General features: G+C 45.4%; 16 protein-coding genes and 1 pseudogene. 9 read left to right on the top strand and 8 right to left on the bottom strand.

The features are described from left to right. Positions 1 to 45: 45 nt before the first annotated feature. Positions 46 to 993, top strand: a pseudogene (locus RTX30_RS20255) (integrase domain-containing protein); the annotation flags it as partial. On the opposite strand, the gene RTX30_RS20250 reads toward RTX30_RS20255, so the two are convergent. From RTX30_RS20250 to RTX30_RS20225, 6 genes are all read right to left on the bottom strand, one after another. Next, entirely contained in the window at positions 994 to 2,691 is a 1,698-nt protein-coding gene (locus RTX30_RS20250; RefSeq protein WP_312692202.1) for a DUF2326 domain-containing protein, read from the bottom strand. Beyond that, positions 2,678 to 2,911: an ABC-three component system middle component 6 gene (locus RTX30_RS20245; protein WP_312692200.1), complete on the bottom strand. Its 234-nt coding sequence runs from the start codon at positions 2,909 to 2,911 to the stop codon at positions 2,678 to 2,680. Before RTX30_RS20245 ends, RTX30_RS20250 begins: the two co-directional genes overlap by 14 nt. Beyond that, positions 2,898 to 3,446 (bottom strand): hypothetical protein, encoded by a 549-nt coding sequence (locus RTX30_RS20240; RefSeq protein WP_312692198.1) that lies wholly within the window; start codon positions 3,444 to 3,446, stop codon positions 2,898 to 2,900. Before RTX30_RS20240 ends, RTX30_RS20245 begins: the two co-directional genes overlap by 14 nt. A 2-nt stretch (positions 3,447 to 3,448) precedes the next feature. Continuing rightward, a complete protein-coding gene (locus RTX30_RS20235; RefSeq protein WP_312692196.1) occupies positions 3,449 to 3,709 on the bottom strand; it encodes a hypothetical protein in 261 nt (86 codons plus the stop codon). A 512-nt stretch (positions 3,710 to 4,221) separates the two neighbouring features. Continuing rightward, the gene (locus RTX30_RS20230) at positions 4,222 to 4,425 is read right to left on the bottom strand and encodes an ogr/Delta-like zinc finger family protein (protein ID WP_312692194.1); all 204 of its coding nucleotides are present in this window, start codon (positions 4,423 to 4,425) and stop codon (positions 4,222 to 4,224) included. 3 nt (positions 4,426 to 4,428) lie between these two features. Then, a complete protein-coding gene (locus RTX30_RS20225; RefSeq protein ID WP_312692192.1) occupies positions 4,429 to 5,226 on the bottom strand; it encodes a capsid protein in 798 nt (265 codons plus the stop codon). 559 nt (positions 5,227 to 5,785) lie between these two features. On the opposite strand from RTX30_RS20225, the gene RTX30_RS20220 reads away from it, so the two are divergent. The 6 genes from RTX30_RS20220 (at position 5,786) to RTX30_RS20195 (ending at position 10,950) form a co-directional block, all read left to right on the top strand. Beyond that, the gene (locus RTX30_RS20220) at positions 5,786 to 6,052 is read left to right on the top strand and encodes an AlpA family transcriptional regulator (RefSeq protein WP_312692190.1); all 267 of its coding nucleotides are present in this window, start codon (positions 5,786 to 5,788) and stop codon (positions 6,050 to 6,052) included. Then, on the top strand, positions 6,049 to 6,600 hold the full coding sequence (locus RTX30_RS20215; protein WP_312692188.1) for a host cell division inhibitor Icd-like protein: 552 nt from the start codon (positions 6,049 to 6,051) through the stop codon (positions 6,598 to 6,600). The genes RTX30_RS20220 and RTX30_RS20215 overlap by 4 nt, the downstream gene beginning before the upstream one ends. Next, positions 6,597 to 6,824 carry a hypothetical protein gene (locus RTX30_RS20210; protein WP_123923001.1) on the top strand — a complete coding sequence of 76 codons (228 nt, stop codon included), beginning with the start codon at positions 6,597 to 6,599 and terminating at the stop codon, positions 6,822 to 6,824. The genes RTX30_RS20215 and RTX30_RS20210 overlap by 4 nt, the downstream gene beginning before the upstream one ends. After that, positions 6,821 to 7,141: a DUF5375 domain-containing protein gene (locus RTX30_RS20205; protein WP_312692184.1), complete on the top strand. Its 321-nt coding sequence runs from the start codon at positions 6,821 to 6,823 to the stop codon at positions 7,139 to 7,141. The genes RTX30_RS20210 and RTX30_RS20205 overlap by 4 nt, the downstream gene beginning before the upstream one ends. Positions 7,142 to 7,149: 8 nt before the next feature. Beyond that, positions 7,150 to 9,483, top strand: coding sequence for a primase-helicase zinc-binding domain-containing protein (locus RTX30_RS20200; RefSeq protein ID WP_312692182.1), 2,334 nt, complete (start codon positions 7,150 to 7,152; stop codon positions 9,481 to 9,483). 348 nt (positions 9,484 to 9,831) lie between these two features. Further along, positions 9,832 to 10,950 (top strand): PIN domain-containing protein, encoded by a 1,119-nt coding sequence (locus RTX30_RS20195; protein WP_312692180.1) that lies wholly within the window; start codon positions 9,832 to 9,834, stop codon positions 10,948 to 10,950. Positions 10,951 to 11,204: 254 nt separating this feature from the next. Here the strand turns inward: RTX30_RS20195 and RTX30_RS20190 are convergent, their stop codons facing one another. Together RTX30_RS20190 and RTX30_RS20185 are read right to left on the bottom strand one after the other, a co-directional pair. After that, complete coding sequence (locus RTX30_RS20190) at positions 11,205 to 12,377, bottom strand: DUF3800 domain-containing protein (protein ID WP_312692177.1); 1,173 nt, start codon at positions 12,375 to 12,377, stop codon at positions 11,205 to 11,207. Between the two features lie 884 nt (positions 12,378 to 13,261). After that, entirely contained in the window at positions 13,262 to 15,175 is a 1,914-nt protein-coding gene (locus RTX30_RS20185; protein WP_312692174.1) for a methyl-accepting chemotaxis protein, read from the bottom strand. Positions 15,176 to 15,671: 496 nt separating this feature from the next. Between RTX30_RS20185 and RTX30_RS20180 the strand changes: the two genes are divergently transcribed. After that, complete coding sequence (locus tag RTX30_RS20180; RefSeq protein WP_312692171.1) at positions 15,672 to 16,070, top strand: hypothetical protein; 399 nt, start codon at positions 15,672 to 15,674, stop codon at positions 16,068 to 16,070. Between the two features lie 127 nt (positions 16,071 to 16,197). After that, the gene (locus RTX30_RS20175) at positions 16,198 to 16,461 is read left to right on the top strand and encodes an XRE family transcriptional regulator (RefSeq protein ID WP_312692168.1); all 264 of its coding nucleotides are present in this window, start codon (positions 16,198 to 16,200) and stop codon (positions 16,459 to 16,461) included. The last annotated feature ends 13 nt before the right edge of the window (positions 16,462 to 16,474 follow it).

Below are 16,474 nucleotides of genomic sequence, written 5' to 3'. Positions count from 1 at the left end.
AAAACCAACCGACATTACTAACTGAAGGTTGTATCTAATCCTGGGGGCAGGTCACCACAGCAGCAGCAAGAGCAAGCCTCAGAACAACGCCAGATTGAGCTGGACAGCATTTTCTCAACTGTGGCCGCTAACTGGTTCCAGATTAAAAGCAAGAGCGTCACAGAAGACTATGCGAAAGACATTTGGCGCTCTTTGGACAAAGACGTTTTCCCTGCTATCGGAGCTATACCGGTTCAAGAGATTAAAGCCAGAACAATTGTTGAAGCCTTGGAGCCAATCAAAGCGCGTGGTGCGCTAGAGACGGTTCGCCGCTTGGTACAGCGCATTAATGAGATAATGATTTATGCAGTTAATACCGGCCTGATAGATGCTAATCCTGCATCAGGAGTTGGAATGGCTTTCGAAAAACCCAAAAAGCAAAACATGCCTACACTTCGGCCAGAAGAATTGCCGAAGCTGATGCGCTCATTGGTTATGTCTAACTTATCCGTCCCGACACGTTGCTTGATTGAATGGCAGCTCCTGACCCTGGTACGTCCTTCTGAGGCGTCTGGCGCTCGATGGGCAGAGATCGATCTTGATACAAAACTTTGGACTATTCCCGCAGAACGAATGAAGGCTAAGCGTGAGCATGTTGTTCCTTTATCTCCCCAGGCGTTAGATATTTTGGAAGTAATGAGACCTATCAGCGCTCATAGAGAATATATATTCCCTAGCAGAAATGATCCAAAGCAGTCAATGAATAGCCAAACTGCAAATGCCGCTTTAAAACGGATTGGTTATGGAAGTAAGCTTGTTGCACATGGACTACGTTCTATCGCAAGCACAGCTTTAAATGAATCAGGCTTTAATGCTGATGTTATCGAAGCAGCTCTAGCACATAGTGATAAAAATGAAGTACGAAGAGCTTATAACCGCTCAACGTACCTGAATAAAAGAATAGAACTTATGGCATGGTGGGGAAGGTTTGTTTATCAAACAAACGTTTTATAACTATATCTTAAAGAACTTATTTGTCGAAGATAACTCAAGGATCGAGTTATCTGTCATCATTTTTAAATCAACGTCTCCTGAAAACTTATCACTTAATATTGATACAATATATTGACCGTTTATATTATTTGCTTCATAGAATATATCTCTAATTTGATTCACATCTACATCTTCAATACTATCATGAATGACAAAAGTTGGTCTCTTTAATTTAACACTATCCACAAACTTAATATATGCCAAATCAAATGCAGTTATCTCACCTTTCTTTTTACCACCATTACTGTTTGGCGTAACGCATGATATATCAAAATTACACTTACCCTTATCGACATCGAAAGAAAGATCAAAGATATATCTTTCGCCATAAATTTCCTTTGTAAGATCACCGAAAAACTCATTAAAAACCTCAATATTTTTCTCCAGCCCTTGAACTGCCAGCTCTATCTCGTGAAGTAAATTCTCTCGGCTATCTTCAAGACTTTTTATTAAGGCATTAGTATCGTTAATACGCGTAAGATTAGACTCTATACTAGCAAGATTTTCGCGTAACTCAGTTAGTTTATTAAATAGTTGATTTATAGATTTTAATGTTTCAGGTTCTTTGATTGTTTTAAATAAAGATGACTCTTGCTCATGAAAATTATTAATTTTTTCATTTACAACATAAATTTCTTCTTTTTTCTTTAATAATTCCGATTCTAAAAAATTAATTTTATTCTTAATCACATCATTATGGAACAATACCATTTCTTCATAAGATCTTTTAAGCTCGCCATTAAAATAAATACCAGCGGAAGTATAGATTTCCATTAAATCATCTTCTACGAGTTGCGTGATATTATTCTTTAGAGACAAGATCGATTCTTCAATATTTCTAACACGCATATTTAAAGAGGCATAAGTCAACGAATAATCACTGATGCCCCCCTGTATTTCTGAAAGTTTTTTTAAACTTTCATCATGGCTATCTTTAAAGTCGAAATTTTTAATATTTCTTTCCGCCTCTGCAATTTCTTTCTTTAGAGGCTTGATCATTTTTGATAAAACTGTCTCCCTATTTGGATTTCTATATGCGGCAAGGTATGCTTTTTGTTTTTTTATATCTTTATTAAATTCGCTTTTTTTCTTTATCAGAGGTAGACCATTGAATCCAAACAAAAACAAGTATAATGAATCGTAGACATCAGAAGTTGTATTAGCATGTAAGAAATTAAGCGTTTTCTGCATTTTTTCATTCGTGTTTCTGATGAATTTATGAGAAACATTTCTTAGCGATGGTTTATCTGTTGTCAACCCAAACACTGCTTGAGCTATAAAATCAGAATATTGTTTCTTATCAATTTCAATATCATTTAAATAATATTTTGAATTTTTATCATCGATAGATATTATTCGAGAAACAATTGCTCTTTTATTTTCTACGGTATTGAAATCCAATGTGAACGTTAAAATATTATCATTAATTAATGATACAATTTCAGGTATATCTTTTCCAAATTCAGCATCATGATAGATATCATGACCTGAGGACATGAATAAATAATCTAAGACACGTGACAAAGTGGATTTGCCTACGCTATTGCCACTATCTTTACCTGACGTTCTTTTATTTATAATTAGGTTTAGACCATTTTTAAACATCACCTCCCTAACAAGGGAATTATTTTTTAAAATAATAAGTTTATTGAGTCGCATATACTACCCCACCATTTCCATCTAACTCAATTGCGCCGATTATGAAAAGCCAATCTAATGAATAAAGAAAAAGATCAAACGATAATTCTAAGGCAGCATTTACTAAATCATACAATCGAGATATTTCAATTGCCATCGAATCATTATTTTGAAAGACCCTAAGCACCATACTTCCAATATATACAGGATTTGCTTTTGGATCCGTATCAATTGTAATCATTTGGATTCTCCAGCACTATGCACTCGATAATTGAATAGCTCACAATCATGCGAATGCCATTATCAATGTCCTCTTGTAAAAACTCCGAGTCTAAATTAGAGCATGAGCTAACCGTTTCTTGAGTAGATCTAATAACGTCATCGATAATATTATCTGAGTTTTTTCTAACAACTTCAATATTAAATGGCTTTTCATAGAGACCATATCGCCCCAATGCAGCGTTATAATAGCCTCTAAACTGTCTTTTTAACTTGACACTACCATTTAAAATTATACTATCAAGTGTTTTTATAGACTCATCAACTAGTAAAGCATCTTCTTTATAAAGTTCGGCTACCCACCTGTTTCTTTTGAGATCATTGAATGAGATTTTAACGTCAATATTTGATGCAGTTCTGTTTAAACTTTGCCCACTACCAATTGGATTGGAAATAATCTCTATCAACTTGCCAATAACACTGGCTCTTAACACTCGTGGCTGGTTAGTTATATGCACAGGACCAGTATTGTCATTAAAATTAACACCAGATGACATAATTACCCCCGATTATCAATATTCACAGGACCATTGTTATTTTGAAAATATTGAGATCGCTCCCCTTGATTAATATTATTTCTATTAGTTGTAATATTTGTAATCTGGGAATTGAGATCATTTATCGTAACGTTAAGTTGTTGTATCTCATTATTCCTCTTGGTTACTTGTATAGTCTGATATATTGCTATACATCCAGAAACAACGCCAACGATATATCCAAAGGCACTTACGTATTCGTTAGCAAGTAGTGACGCAATCATTTGGAACTCCATATCAAGCATGATAGATTTAAAGTTACAACAATTTCATGCAATTAGAATAGCAACTTAAGAAGAGTAAATGAACAAATATTGATCATTCTCGTTAACATGATCTCATTCAACATCTAACCACTCATGCCCACGATCTTTCCTAGGAACACTCTGTGCAGCTATGTAAGTTTCAGAAGCCAAAACTGATGCGTTTGTTTTATCAATTGATATAACAAACAAATTAAAATCATTTAACACCATTGGCGCGCAGTGCTTTCCCCGCCTCGCCTGCCCGCTTTGCAGGGCGGTTTAAATGCAGAGGCATGACCGGGTTCAGGCCGCGCCGGGACTGGCGCGGGCGGGGTTCCGGCTGGCAGAGAAATAAATGCAATTAAATGCACCTGATGCATGCAGGGTATTTTTCGAAAAAATATCGGGATTTTTTTGCGATTTTTCGGGGTACTGAGGGTGCAGCCGGTAGCCAGTACCGGCGCACATAAATCGGGAGATTTTCGGGGAGGTTATTGCTGTTGAATATCTGCCTGCAAGACCTTATTTTCCGGCATCGCCGGTTTTCTTATCACGCCGTCGAGTGTCTCGGTGGTGCGGAACGTGGCCGAGCATTCAATACTGGTGCACTGGTGATAGCGCTGTTTGAGGTTTTCTGTCAGATAGCGACTGGTACGAACATGCGCGGGCTGTTTGCAGAACGGGCAGTGAAACATGGTTCAGCCCTCCGCCTGCTTTTTCTTTTCGGCCAGTTGAGTGGCAAGCTGCGTACGCTTCAGCAGGCTTTTATACAGTTCCATGTCCACGCCGGTCAGCGGCGGGCGGTGCATGCCGAGCTGTGAGAAAACCGGCTCATTGTCCATGTCAAAGTTATAAAATTGTGCCTGCACCGCAACATGCAGGCGCAGCTCCTCAGCCAGAATGTCCGCCGGACGGGCCGCACCGTTCAGCTCCAGCGCACGCAGGCGCAGGCATAACGCCCGCACCAGTGCCGGACTGATGTCCCGCATGGCCTCTGCCCACTCTGCCTGTGCGCAGACGGAAAACGCCCGTGCATGCTCAGTGACATACGTTTTACCCGTCGTGCACGCTTCCAGCATGGCGCGGGATTTGTCCGTTTCCAGTTCAGCAATCAGGCCGGTGAACTCCTCCGCCAGCTCACGACCGGCGATGTGTCTGCTGTGTCCGGCTTTGAGCTCCGGCGTCATGGCACCGCCGAGACTGCGGAAACGCTCGCGCCAGCTCTTCTCTGCTGCGGCGCTTTCCTCAAGCGCGTTCTTCCGTTCCTTTTCGCTGCGGGTGATGGCTGCGCCGATGTCGTTCAGTTTTATCATGCTGCCGGTGTGGGCGGCTTTTGCCTCTGTAAAGGCCTTCAGGGCACGGTTGACGGCGGCGGCGTTATCCTCTGCGGCTTTTTTATGCACAGTCTTAAGGGCTCCGTCGATAACGGCGCGGGAGGCACCGGTCTGCGTGCTGCCGATGGTTTTCATGATGGAGGTCAGAAGTTCAGTTTTCATGGCGGGGCTCTCTGTGTTGTCAATGTAAGTTCATTCTGCCGCGCCCTGCACAACGAAACGACCGGTTGCAGTTGTGGCCGGGATGACACAGAAAGCCACCGAAAAAACCAGCTCGCCAGAAAGAGGTCTCCGGAAACCCCTCTTTCTGTTTGTTTTTCTGTAATTAACTCTTCACACTGTTCACTGAGAAATAAAAGAATAAGTAATACAGTAAGTTAAAGGGTGAACAGTTGAGGGGTTAAGTGTTCACCGACTGTTCACTACTGTTCACCGGCTTTTTGTTTCTTTCTGCGCGAGAGTAAATTTATTGAATGTTTGTTCCTTTTAATTAACCCGGCTTTAATGCGAAATAACGATGAGAATTTCACTATAAAATTTTCCAGACCCTTATTAACCCTTACTGCCCTTTATTACCCGGAAGGTTAAATTTTACGCGTCCCGGAACGACAATGAGGTCAATTTCCGCTTGTTGCATCCGGTGAAAATATTCACAAAATAGAGAGCTACCCGAAGCCGGAAAGACACGACCGGCCCTGTATGGACTTTATGAGGTAGCCCGATGCACACCGTTTTTTCTTCCCCGTCTTCTGCTCCTGCCGCGCCGTTAATGCCGGTTTCTGACATTATTCAAGAGCGCTTTTTACGCCTGCCGGAAGTGATGCATTTATGCGGACTGTCCCGCTCAACAATTTACGATCTCATCAGCCGGGAGGCTTTCCCGAAACAAATCTCTCTCGGCGGAAAAAACGTGGCGTGGGCGCACAGTGAGATCACCGCCTGGATGCGCGATCGCATCGCGGCGCGTAACCGGGGCTGTGACGCATGATGTTGCCCGGTCAGCAAAACGCCCCTTTTTCTGGCTTGCTTCCTGTCGGCGTTTCCAGGTATAGTTTTCCCGCTGCCGCAAACTCGGCAGCCGGGCGTAGGAACCCGAGTTACTCAATGGCGACACCGGACGCGCCATGCGTCTTTTTTTACGTCGTTGCTCAAGCATACCCATTTCCCAGGCTGTGGTGCATATACCAAAGCCCATATCAGATAATGGTGGCTCGGGCGGGGCAGCCCTCGGGCTGGCCGGTAGCCATTGAGGCCGGTATTCCTACCCCCGTTCGGGTCACCACCCATGAGTGTAGGAACTCCGGTGGTGGCAATAACCGCTACTCAATGGAGGCTGCCATCATGGCTACGACCCTCACCCTGTCTCACCCGCAATTTATCTTTATTTTCGCTGCCGTTCATCGTTCCGGACATAAACCACGCATTTGTATGCTGCGCACTGTTGCCGCTGATGAACGCACCGCCCGTCTTTGCCTCGTTCGCGATTATGTCCTGTCGTTTGCCGGTCGTCTGCCGGTTGCGGAGGTGCGCGCATGAGCCACTCCATCCTCACCCTTGACGATCTCAGATATCTGGAGCACCTGCGCAATATCGGCCATCTGGTCAGCGAGCTGGCAGCGGAACAGGACAATGTGACCCTCCGCCGCGATCCGGCTGAGCGTCTGCAACTCATTTCCCTGATTTACCTGATGACGGATCAGCTCGATGCCGTGATCGAACGCTGTAACCAGCGCTGGCTCGACGGGGAGGAAAAGGTATGAAACAGCCGTTACCGCCCGTCCTGCGCGCTGCACTTTACCGCCGCGCCGTGGCCTGTGCCTGGCTGACCCTGTGTCAGCGCCAGCACCGTTACCCGCATCTGACACTTGATGCGCTGGAATCCGCCATCGCCGCCGAGCTGGAAGGGTTTTATCTGCGCCAGCACGGCGAGGAAAAAGGCCGCCCGATTGCCTGTGCACTGCTGGAAGATTTAATGAATGCCGCACCGCTCAAAACCGCGCCGTCGCTCTCCTTTCTCGGCCTCGCTGTGATGGAAGAGTTATGCGCCCGCCATATCACTGCGCCGGTCGTGCACTGAGGAAAATAATGAAAATGAACGTAACGGAAACCGTCAGACAGGCGTGCGGCCACTGGCCGCGCATTCTCCCGGCGCTGGGCGTAAAAGTAATGAAGAGCCGGCATCAGCCCTGCCCGGTATGTGGCGGGAGTGACCGCTTCCGCTTCGATGACAAGGAAGGGCGCGGAACGTGGTTCTGTAACCAGTGCGGCGCAGGCGACGGGCTGAGCCTTGTTGAAAAGGCGCTGGGCGTGACGGTCAGCGAAGCCGCCATCCGGGTGAATGCCGTAACCGGCAACCTGCCGCCGGTTGCCCCGGTGGTGATTGCTGTTGATACGTCAGAAACCGAAGCCAGCCGCAGGGAGGCCGCCGCGCTGGCGGCGGATATCATGGCGAAAGTCCGCCCGGCCTCCGGTAACGCCTACCTGACCCGCAAGGGGCTGGCTGACCGCGAATGCCTGACGCTGACCACCATGCACAAAACCGGCGGTGTGACGTACCGCGCCGGGGATGTGGTTGTCCCGCTGTATGACGACACCGGCGCGCTGGTGAACCTACAGCTCATTAACGCTGACGGCGACAAGCGCACCCTGAAAGGCGGTCAGGTGAAGGGAACCAGTCACATTATCAGGGGTGAAAAACAGGCGGGGAAACGTCTGTGGATAGCAGAAGGTTACGCCACAGCGCTGACCGTGCATCACCTGACCGGCGAAACCGTGATGGTGGCGCTGTCGTCCGTGAACCTTCTTTCTCTGGCGAGCTTTGTCCGCAGCCAGCATCCGGGCTGTCAGATTGTCCTCGCGGCTGACCGTGACCTGAACGGCGACGGCCAGAAAAAAGCCACTGTGGCCGCAGACGCCTGCGCCGGTGTGGTTGCCCTGCCACCGGTGTTCGGTGACTGGAATGATGCATTCATGCAGCAGGGGGAGGAGGCCACGCGCCGGGCGATTTACGATGCCATTAAGCCGCCGGTCGCCAGCCCGTTCGACACCATGAGCGAGGCAGAGTTTACCGCCATGAGTACCAGCGAAAAGGCGATGCGCGTGCATGAGCACTACGGCGAGGCGCTGGCGGTTGACCCGAACGGCCAGCTCCTTTCCCGCTATGAAGCCGGAGCCTGGAAAGTGATTTCCCCGGCTGACTTCTCCCGCGATGTGGCCGCACTCTTCCAGCGCCTGCGCGCGCCGTTCTCGTCAGGGAGAATTGCCTCGGTGGTGGAAACCCTGAAACTGATTGTCCCGCAACAGGGCGCTCCGGCGCGGCGGCTGATTGGCTTTCGTAACGGCGTGCTTGATACCGCGGGCGGCACGTTCAGCCCGCACAGCAAGGCGCACTGGCTGCGCACACTGTGCGAGGTGGATTTCACCCCGCCGGTGGCGGGCGAAACACTGGAAACCCATGCCCCGCATTTCTGGCAATGGCTCGACCGCGCAGCCGGTGGCCGGGCTGACAAACGCGATGTGATACTCGCCGCCCTGTTTATGGTGCTGGCGAACCGTTATGACTGGCAGCTCTTTCTTGAGGTGACCGGGCCGGGCGGCAGCGGGAAAAGTATTCTGGCCGAGATTGCGACGATGCTCGCCGGAGAAGACAACGCCACCTCCGCGACCATCGAGACGCTGGAATCACCCCGCGAGCGTGCCGCCCTGATTGGCTTTTCCCTCATCCGTCTGCCTGACCAGGAGAAATGGAGCGGTGACGGTGCGGGGCTCAAGGCCATCACCGGCGGCGATGCGGTGTCAGTTGATCCGAAATACCGCGATGCCTATTCAACGCATATTCCGGCGGTGATTCTGGCGGTGAACAACAACCCGATGCGCTTCACTGACCGCAGCGGCGGTGTTTCCCGTCGCCGGGTTATCCTGCACTTCCCGGAACAGATTGCCCCGGAGGAGCGTGACCCGCATCTTAAGGACAAAATCGCCCGCGAGCTGGCCGTCATTGTGCGTCAACTTATGCAGAAGTTCAGCGACCCGATGGCCGCCCGCACGCTGCTCCAGTCGCAGCAGAACTCCGGCGAGGCGCTCAGCATCAAACGCGACGCCGACCCGGCGTTTGATTTTTGCGGCTATCTGGAGGCATTGCCTGACGCTGACGGGATGTATATGGGTAATGCCAACATTATTCCGCGCCAGCCTCGCCAGTATCTTTATCACGCCTATCTGGTGTACATGGAGGCACACGGCTTCAAGAACACCCTGAGCCTGACGATGTTCGGCAAGGGATTACCCACCATGCTGAAAGAGTACGGCCTGAACTATGACAAGCGGCGAACGAATCAGGGGATGCAGACTAACCTGACGCTGAAAGAGGAAAGCAACGGCGACTGGTTGCCGAAGTGCGATGAACCTACCGCGAAATAAACTACCCTGACCGGCAACAGCCGGTCTTTTTTAACCTGCACACCGGCAAAGCCAGAGTGAACAGTTTTTCTAGGAAAAACTTTTTACCCTCAAAAGTTATCAGACCGCTCAGTGCCATGAGCCGACATTTCAAATACTACTCCAAGTCTAACAACTAAGCACAAGTCAGCCATGTAAACTTTATAGTGTTGTTTTTAAGAAGGATTTTTGACAAAATGGCTTATTAGTTATTAATCCAATTTAAAGATTAAGCAGAATATATAGAACTCTGTATACGTAAATTTCAAAAACAATACTGTGAACCTATTTTTAGTTCAGCAGTATGTTAGAGCTAACGGGAAGAATTATATGTTAATATTAATTGACACCAATATATTTTACAACAATTGGAAAATGTCTAGCGCAATGTTTCAAGTTCTTTCCAATTTTATTAAAAACACAACACAAAATCAACTCATCATCCCTTTCATCGTAATTAAAGAAACTCAAAAAAAATACAATGATGAAGTTGAAAAATTACAAAAAGAACTAATCCAATTGAAAGGCCGAGTAAATAAAATCTCAGAAAATGAGTTTCATATAGATGATTTGAGTGATGAAATAATAAAATTTAGCTTTCAAAATGAATTATTAAAAATTTTCCCCAATACACGCGTCATTTCATCTTCATATATTGATAATGATCTGTTATCGGACAAAGCCATTTTCTCTAAACGCCCCTTTAGAGATAATGAAAAAGGTTATAGAGATGCTCTAATCTGGAATGGATTAACTCAGTATTTATATAAAAATCAAATTGGAGATAAGATTGTATTTATTACAAATAACTCACATGATTTTATGTCTCCAGATAAACAAAAAAAAGAGTTTCATTCTGATTTAAAAGAAGATTTAACGAGTCTTGACTTACATAATGAATTTTTATTGTATAACTCATTAAATGAATTTATAACCGAACATGTTGATCAAGAACTACATAGTTTTTCACATGGCAATATTTATGAAATAGAAGACAGGTACATACAAGCTATCGAGGATGAATTTGAGAATTTCACATATAGTTTTATGGAGGATTTAAGTCTTGAAGAATGCGCATCTCTATATGAGTCATCTGGTTTTAATGGTTCAATAATTAGGATGTGTAAAGATTTTGATTTCGATGTTATAGAAGGAACAGAGGATCCATCTGTCTATTCGGGATATAAATTACCTAATAATAAGTTTGCTTTCGAGTATTCTTATAATTTCAGAATATGTAGCTTTGAATTCTATATTGACACAGGAACTTATCATCAGAATAAGGACATTATAATTAGTGAGTTTGTAAATATTGAAATCGGTAAAAAAATAACAAGATTTTACTCTTACCCTAGAATCTATTTTTATGGCAGTGGCATTATTGATTTAGTCAGCGATAATATTGAAAAAATAAATATTGATGGTCTATGCGTAAAAATAAAATTCTGATTAAACAGTTCTCAATAATATTTCTACTGTAAAGTTCTCGCTTTACTGGCTTTATTACATATAAAGAGCCTACTGATCCCCCTAAAGGTAAAAACTCGACCCTCGCATAAAGCTGACAACACTACTCTTCAGTTGGTCTGCTTTGTACCAGGAGCGGATGTTGCTACGTTGTGGTGCGTTAATCAAGCGTACGGCCAAGAAAAATGCGGGAAGAAAAAGGCCGCTAATGCGCCCCAAATTGAACAGGAAGTCAGCTATTGATATTGAGAAAGATACTCTGCAACTCCATCCGCCGGATTTAGTCCACCGGTATAGACTGTTCCTAGTTCTTGAGGCGTAACATATGTTGTAGGCCATATAACCATATCTTTAAAATAGTTATCTATTTTAATTCTTTTGAGCTCTTTAAAGAGATAATCATCTAATTCATTTCGTTTTAAACAATTAACATAATAAGCTGCCGCACTTGCTACTATATCTGCAATTTGTAGTTGAGGATACTCTTGCGATGAATGGAATGTCAAAGAGCGAGCTTTAATTGGCAACTCAAAAGTCCTTCTATCATATCCATATACCTCCGTAACTTTTGATATATCCATAAATTTATTAAAAATATCTTGTTGCTCTGTAATCGCTTTGGAATCGTCATGCTTAATATAAAAACCGTTGGGATATAATTTCCCCCATTCTACACAGTGCTTGAAGAGAGAGGGTATGGAAGGATCTAGTGTATTTTTTTCAACATCTTCTAAAATGTCATCAATTTCGTTTTTGGTAATGCTAATTCTATTGATTGTGCTTGCAAACCTTTGGTCGCTTGAACATGCCTTTAGCTCATCAACTGACATGTAAAATTCATCAATAGATTCAGGGGTTTGATTTCTAACCATGCTCATAAATTTTTGATACATTTTATCTGTTTTCTCCTCTCCACAGAAAGCTGGGAAACAGAAATAATAAACATTAGATAGAGCAAGGTTCTGTCCATTTTTATAAAGATCTAACCCTCGATTGAAACACCATGTTTCGATTAAAATATCAACAATTTTTGTTGTTAACATATACTTTTTATCGACCAAAAAGATTTTGACATTTTCTTCATTGACGTATTTACTTTCAAGCAGTCTAATAATTCCATCCTGACCTGATTTTCTACGTCTAAGAGTTTTAAAGTGAGCTTCTGCTGGTGACTTGCTTCCAGTTAGTTCTAATGCTTTAAGTGCATCTGGTTTATTAATACTACTTGAACTTAAGGTGAAAAAAGGTTGTATTGAATCAAGTAAATTTCCGCCGGTATTCCCCGACTCATCAAAGAATATATCAGGTTTTATGTACATCATTTTATTTTTCTTTGCAGTTAACTCTCTTATTTTTTCGTTTTTCTGCTTTTTCTTATTCACGCGTCTACTTTGACTATTCTTACCCATAAATACCTCCTGATTAATTTGGATCAAGGGTGTTAATTTAAAATATTAATAACATAAGGATGATAATATCACTTAATTCAAGTTTAATTCTATATTTTATATCAAGCTTGACTCACTATTTTTTGATAAGAGAATAATAGTGAGGATGTCCGCAGTTCGCTCACACCAGACTATAACGTTTGCATCTATAAGCCTGTAACGGTGAACAGTAAGGTGTTCACTGTTCACCGAGCATTCACACGCTAACACCATGAAAATAAATCAAAAAAATACGTAGTGAATAGTATGAACAGTAAAAGACAAAAAAACTTTTTCTCCAGGCGTTGGTGATACAGAAAAATGATCATGAGTAAGAACAATCGACGATTTTAGACAGGCAAGATCGCAATGACATTCAATAATTGGTACACGTTTAGGTACATAATTGAAAGTTGAATTCACTAAAAACAATTTAATTCAATCAATTAGCGAATTTATTCAGACTCCGCCAGCCCACCAAAATTCTCCATCGGTGATTAGCAGAGTCATCCGATGAAGTCCTAAGAGCCCGCATGGCACAAGCCCTGCGGGCTTTTTTGTGCCTGTAATTTGTCCCGCGAAGTCCGAAGAGAATTAATTAAATCCGAACCTTTTAGGCCCATTGATAGGCCCAACGAAAAGTTCTATTGTTTTCGTTGGGCCTAAACGCAGGGAGACTCCCCATGGCGTAAATAGACCTGTTTTAGTTCCATGCTATTTTTGAGATCCCGGCCAGCTGCCCCTGGCCCAAAATCAGTGCAGTGCTAAATCAGAGACCTTCGTCTTTCTCTGCTCCCCCAAACAAAACAAAAGCCACTCCTAAGAGTAGCTTTTATCATTAACACAGCGCTGCGCAGCGGTGAGGATCAGAACGATTCCCAGTCTGTCCCACCGCTTGTGGAGGCGGCTGGTCGCAGGGTTGCCCCGGCTGGTTTCGCTGCGGGTTTGTATTTCGCCTTCTCTGTGCTGGTGCCCAGTCGGAACACCGAAATAAGCTGTGCCAGTTGATCGGCCTGCTGTTCGAGTGACGATGAAGCGGCAGAAGACTCCTGCACCAGCGCAGCGTTCTGCTGGGTGGTGGAGTCCAGCTCCGTCACCGCTTTACCGATCTGGTCAATGCCCCGGCTCTGTTCTTCCGACGCATCGGAGATTTCATTCATAATGCTGCTGACGTTGGTGACGGAGTTAACGATCTGCTCCATGGTGTCACCGGCTTTGTTCGCCATTTCAGAGCCGGTAAGCACGCGTTGCACGGATTCTTTTATCAGCCCTTCGATTTCCTTGGCGGCCTGCGCGCTGCGTTGCGCCAGGCCCCTGACCTCACCGGCCACGACAGCAAATCCCCGGCCTTGTTCGCCTGCGCGTGCCGCTTCAACGGCCGCGTTCAGCGCCAGGATATTGGTCTGGAAAGAAATACCATTTATGACGCTGATGATTTCGGTAATTTTGTTGGAGCTTTCGGTAATGGCATTCATCGTGCTGACCACGTCCCAGACGATCTTCCCACCGGAACGGGCATGCTCAGCCGCCACCACCGCAAGCTGGCTGGCATCGCGCGCATTATCTGCGTTACGTTTCACGGTTGAGGTCAACTCTTCCATGCTTGCAGCCGTTTCCACCACCGCAGCAGATTGTTCCTCTGTGCGGGATGCCAAGTCGGTATTGCCCGCCGAGATATCCGACGATGCATTTGCTACGTGAATGACAGACTCCTTAATTTGGCTGATCATCTCGCGAAGTTTTTCGTTCATCACGCCCATTGCCATCGTCAGGCGACCGAGTTCATCTTTCGATTGCGGCTCAATCACGGCTGTCAGGTCGCCTTCGGCGATACGTTCAGCCAGCGTCAGGTTGTGTTTTATCTGGCGCGTCATCTGGCGGGTCAGCAACCACGCGACCAGCAAACCAGTGATCACTGCACAGACAGCAACCAGCCCCATAATCAGCATGACACGCTGAATAATATCGAGGTTCTTTTGGGTCTGGCCTGTCACCAAATGGGTGGTGACGGTGTTGATTTTTTCAGCAACTCCCGTGAGGTCGGTTGCCGCTTTTTGTGACTGGCTCAGCGCAGTCGCATAAGCGGCGACGTTTTCCTGCATACCTTTAAGAAACACCTGCATCATCTGTTTGTCTTCGGCGGTAATGGCCTGGTTCTCTGCGCCGATCAGTTTTGTAACGGCATCACGTTCGGTCGCAAAAATATCCTTGCCGCGCTGGCCCGCAGAGGACTGGATTTCATAAGCGGCTACCCAGATGTTACTAAGATGAGTAAGTAATAGGATTTCATCTTTGGAAATAGCGTCCTGCTGCGCAAGACGGGCACTGAATGTATCAAGCTGTTTTTTCAGGTCTTCTGTCGTGAGTCGCTGTAATTTTTCAACGGTCACTTTTTCCAGTTTGACAAAATCATCGCGAGAGCTGGCATAAAGAGGGATCGTGCTGCGCAATTCATCAAACATCACCCGCGCATCGCTGTCCCAGGTAAAGTTGAGGCCCCCTATGGCTTTTTGGTCCATCGCTTCAATGGCATCTCTGTTGGCCTGAAGGGCTTTTTCGTCATGATTGATTTGGTATGTCAGACGATTGCGTCGTGCGGTATTGAGTTGATCGCTGATTTCATTAATTAATTTTCCCTTTAAGGCATGATCGCGAATAGTGTCGGACTGTTGAATACTGATAAGTGAAGAGAGGATGATAATAATGATTAATATTGCAAAACCGCCAAACAGCTTCGCTGCAACGGGCAGGTTTTTAATCGATGGTAACAGCTGGGCCATAAAGGTATCCTCAGTAATATTTCTTTATTTTCAATACTCAGTGTCATTTCAAGCACATATCTGATTGCAGATGCCTGTTTTACTTATTAGGAGAATCAGGAGAAATCAGTTATCAGATCGTTTATCGTCAGCGATGCGAAAATACTTAATATAAATATGAAAAATATGATCTACACGATCAATTTATGGATTATATAAAAGTCGTTGCATTCATTATGTGAACACGCCAAGAAGCGTAATAATCATGATCGTGGTAATCATGATTCAGCAAACCTTTTTAAATATTGCCCTGTGACGTTAAATATATCCCTCCGCTCAATTGAAATTTATTAATAACCATAGCGTTTGTTATCCTGTTAGCCGATGCGAACGTATAGCATGTAAGCGGTGCCTCTGTCATAGCACAATAAATGGCGATTTATCGGCTCACCTCTATTTACGAAGCCGTGCTCATCGGCTATATGAACGGTTTACGAAAGCAGGCGAGGGAGAAGAAATGCACCTGACAGAACGCGAACTGGCTGCACGCACGCCCGTCTGGCATGCCCTCTCAACGCTGTTTACCGCACGCGAATTGCAGGATTATGACTATCAGTGGATGGCGCGTACCCTTAACGCGTCCGGAATGAGCCGGGAAATCATCTGGATGATCCTGGATGAGGAAGTTACCCCGGCCCTGCAGGCTAATCTTCTTTATAATCCCACCCCGGAGCTGGACGGCTGGTCAGAAGAGGAGAGCCAGCAGCTCATTACGGCATATATTTGTAGAAAACCGACATGGATCGAGCGGATTATTCCGCAGCGGATATTGCACAAGCAACGGCGGAAATATATTTATCGTGAAGTCAGCCGGCTCGCTATGGAGATGGAGAAAACGAGAAATACACACGGGTGATGGCCAGATAACCTGCTAATTTTCGTAGCGTTAAGAATAATCTGAATACTTGAAAGATAGCCCCCAAAGGGCTATCGTTACGCCCCGAACATATTGACGGCTGCGGCCCATCACCAAAAGTTGGACCATGAAAGCAATCGCGCGTTACACCCCACCGGCGCCGCAGGATCTGGCGAGTTTAAAACAGCAGCTGGGTTACACCGGCGATCAAATGGCAGAGCTGGCTGGTGTCGCCGGTAACAGTCAGTGGCGCAAATACACTGGCGGAAAATCTCCCCGCACCATGTCACCGCACATCCTTTTCTTTATGGCGGCCCAGTTGGCGCTTGATGAGCAAGAATTATCCCGCGTACTCAATAAGATGAAGGAAATTGGGGCGACCGTCGTATGATTATCGGAATGCA

The sequence above is a fragment of the Kosakonia sp. genome, from assembly GCF_032052965.1.
Classification (GTDB): Bacteria; Pseudomonadota; Gammaproteobacteria; order Enterobacterales; family Enterobacteriaceae; genus Kosakonia.
This window is presented reverse-complemented; position numbering and strand designations above follow the sequence as displayed.

Bases quoted from the DNA above. Each gene is read 5' to 3' on its own strand.
- RTX30_RS20250 (WP_312692202.1), bottom strand. From the start codon at position 2,691: ATGCGACTCAATAAACTTATTATTTTAAAAAATAATTCCCTTGTTAGG.
- RTX30_RS20245 (WP_312692200.1), bottom strand. From the start codon at position 2,911: ATGATTACAATTGATACGGATCCAAAAGCAAATCCTGTATATATTGGA.
- RTX30_RS20240 (WP_312692198.1), bottom strand. From the start codon at position 3,446: ATGTCATCTGGTGTTAATTTTAATGACAATACTGGTCCTGTGCATATA.
- RTX30_RS20235 (WP_312692196.1), bottom strand. From the start codon at position 3,709: ATGATTGCGTCACTACTTGCTAACGAATACGTAAGTGCCTTTGGATAT.
- RTX30_RS20230 (WP_312692194.1), bottom strand. From the start codon at position 4,425: ATGTTTCACTGCCCGTTCTGCAAACAGCCCGCGCATGTTCGTACCAGT.
- RTX30_RS20225 (WP_312692192.1), bottom strand. From the start codon at position 5,226: ATGAAAACTGAACTTCTGACCTCCATCATGAAAACCATCGGCAGCACG.
- RTX30_RS20220 (WP_312692190.1), top strand. From the start codon at position 5,786: ATGCACACCGTTTTTTCTTCCCCGTCTTCTGCTCCTGCCGCGCCGTTA.
- RTX30_RS20215 (WP_312692188.1), top strand. From the start codon at position 6,049: ATGATGTTGCCCGGTCAGCAAAACGCCCCTTTTTCTGGCTTGCTTCCT.
- RTX30_RS20210 (WP_123923001.1), top strand. From the start codon at position 6,597: ATGAGCCACTCCATCCTCACCCTTGACGATCTCAGATATCTGGAGCAC.
- RTX30_RS20205 (WP_312692184.1), top strand. From the start codon at position 6,821: ATGAAACAGCCGTTACCGCCCGTCCTGCGCGCTGCACTTTACCGCCGC.
- RTX30_RS20200 (WP_312692182.1), top strand. From the start codon at position 7,150: ATGAAAATGAACGTAACGGAAACCGTCAGACAGGCGTGCGGCCACTGG.
- RTX30_RS20195 (WP_312692180.1), top strand. From the start codon at position 9,832: ATGTTAATATTAATTGACACCAATATATTTTACAACAATTGGAAAATG.
- RTX30_RS20190 (WP_312692177.1), bottom strand. From the start codon at position 12,377: ATGGGTAAGAATAGTCAAAGTAGACGCGTGAATAAGAAAAAGCAGAAA.
- RTX30_RS20185 (WP_312692174.1), bottom strand. From the start codon at position 15,175: ATGGCCCAGCTGTTACCATCGATTAAAAACCTGCCCGTTGCAGCGAAG.
- RTX30_RS20180 (WP_312692171.1), top strand. From the start codon at position 15,672: ATGCACCTGACAGAACGCGAACTGGCTGCACGCACGCCCGTCTGGCAT.
- RTX30_RS20175 (WP_312692168.1), top strand. From the start codon at position 16,198: ATGAAAGCAATCGCGCGTTACACCCCACCGGCGCCGCAGGATCTGGCG.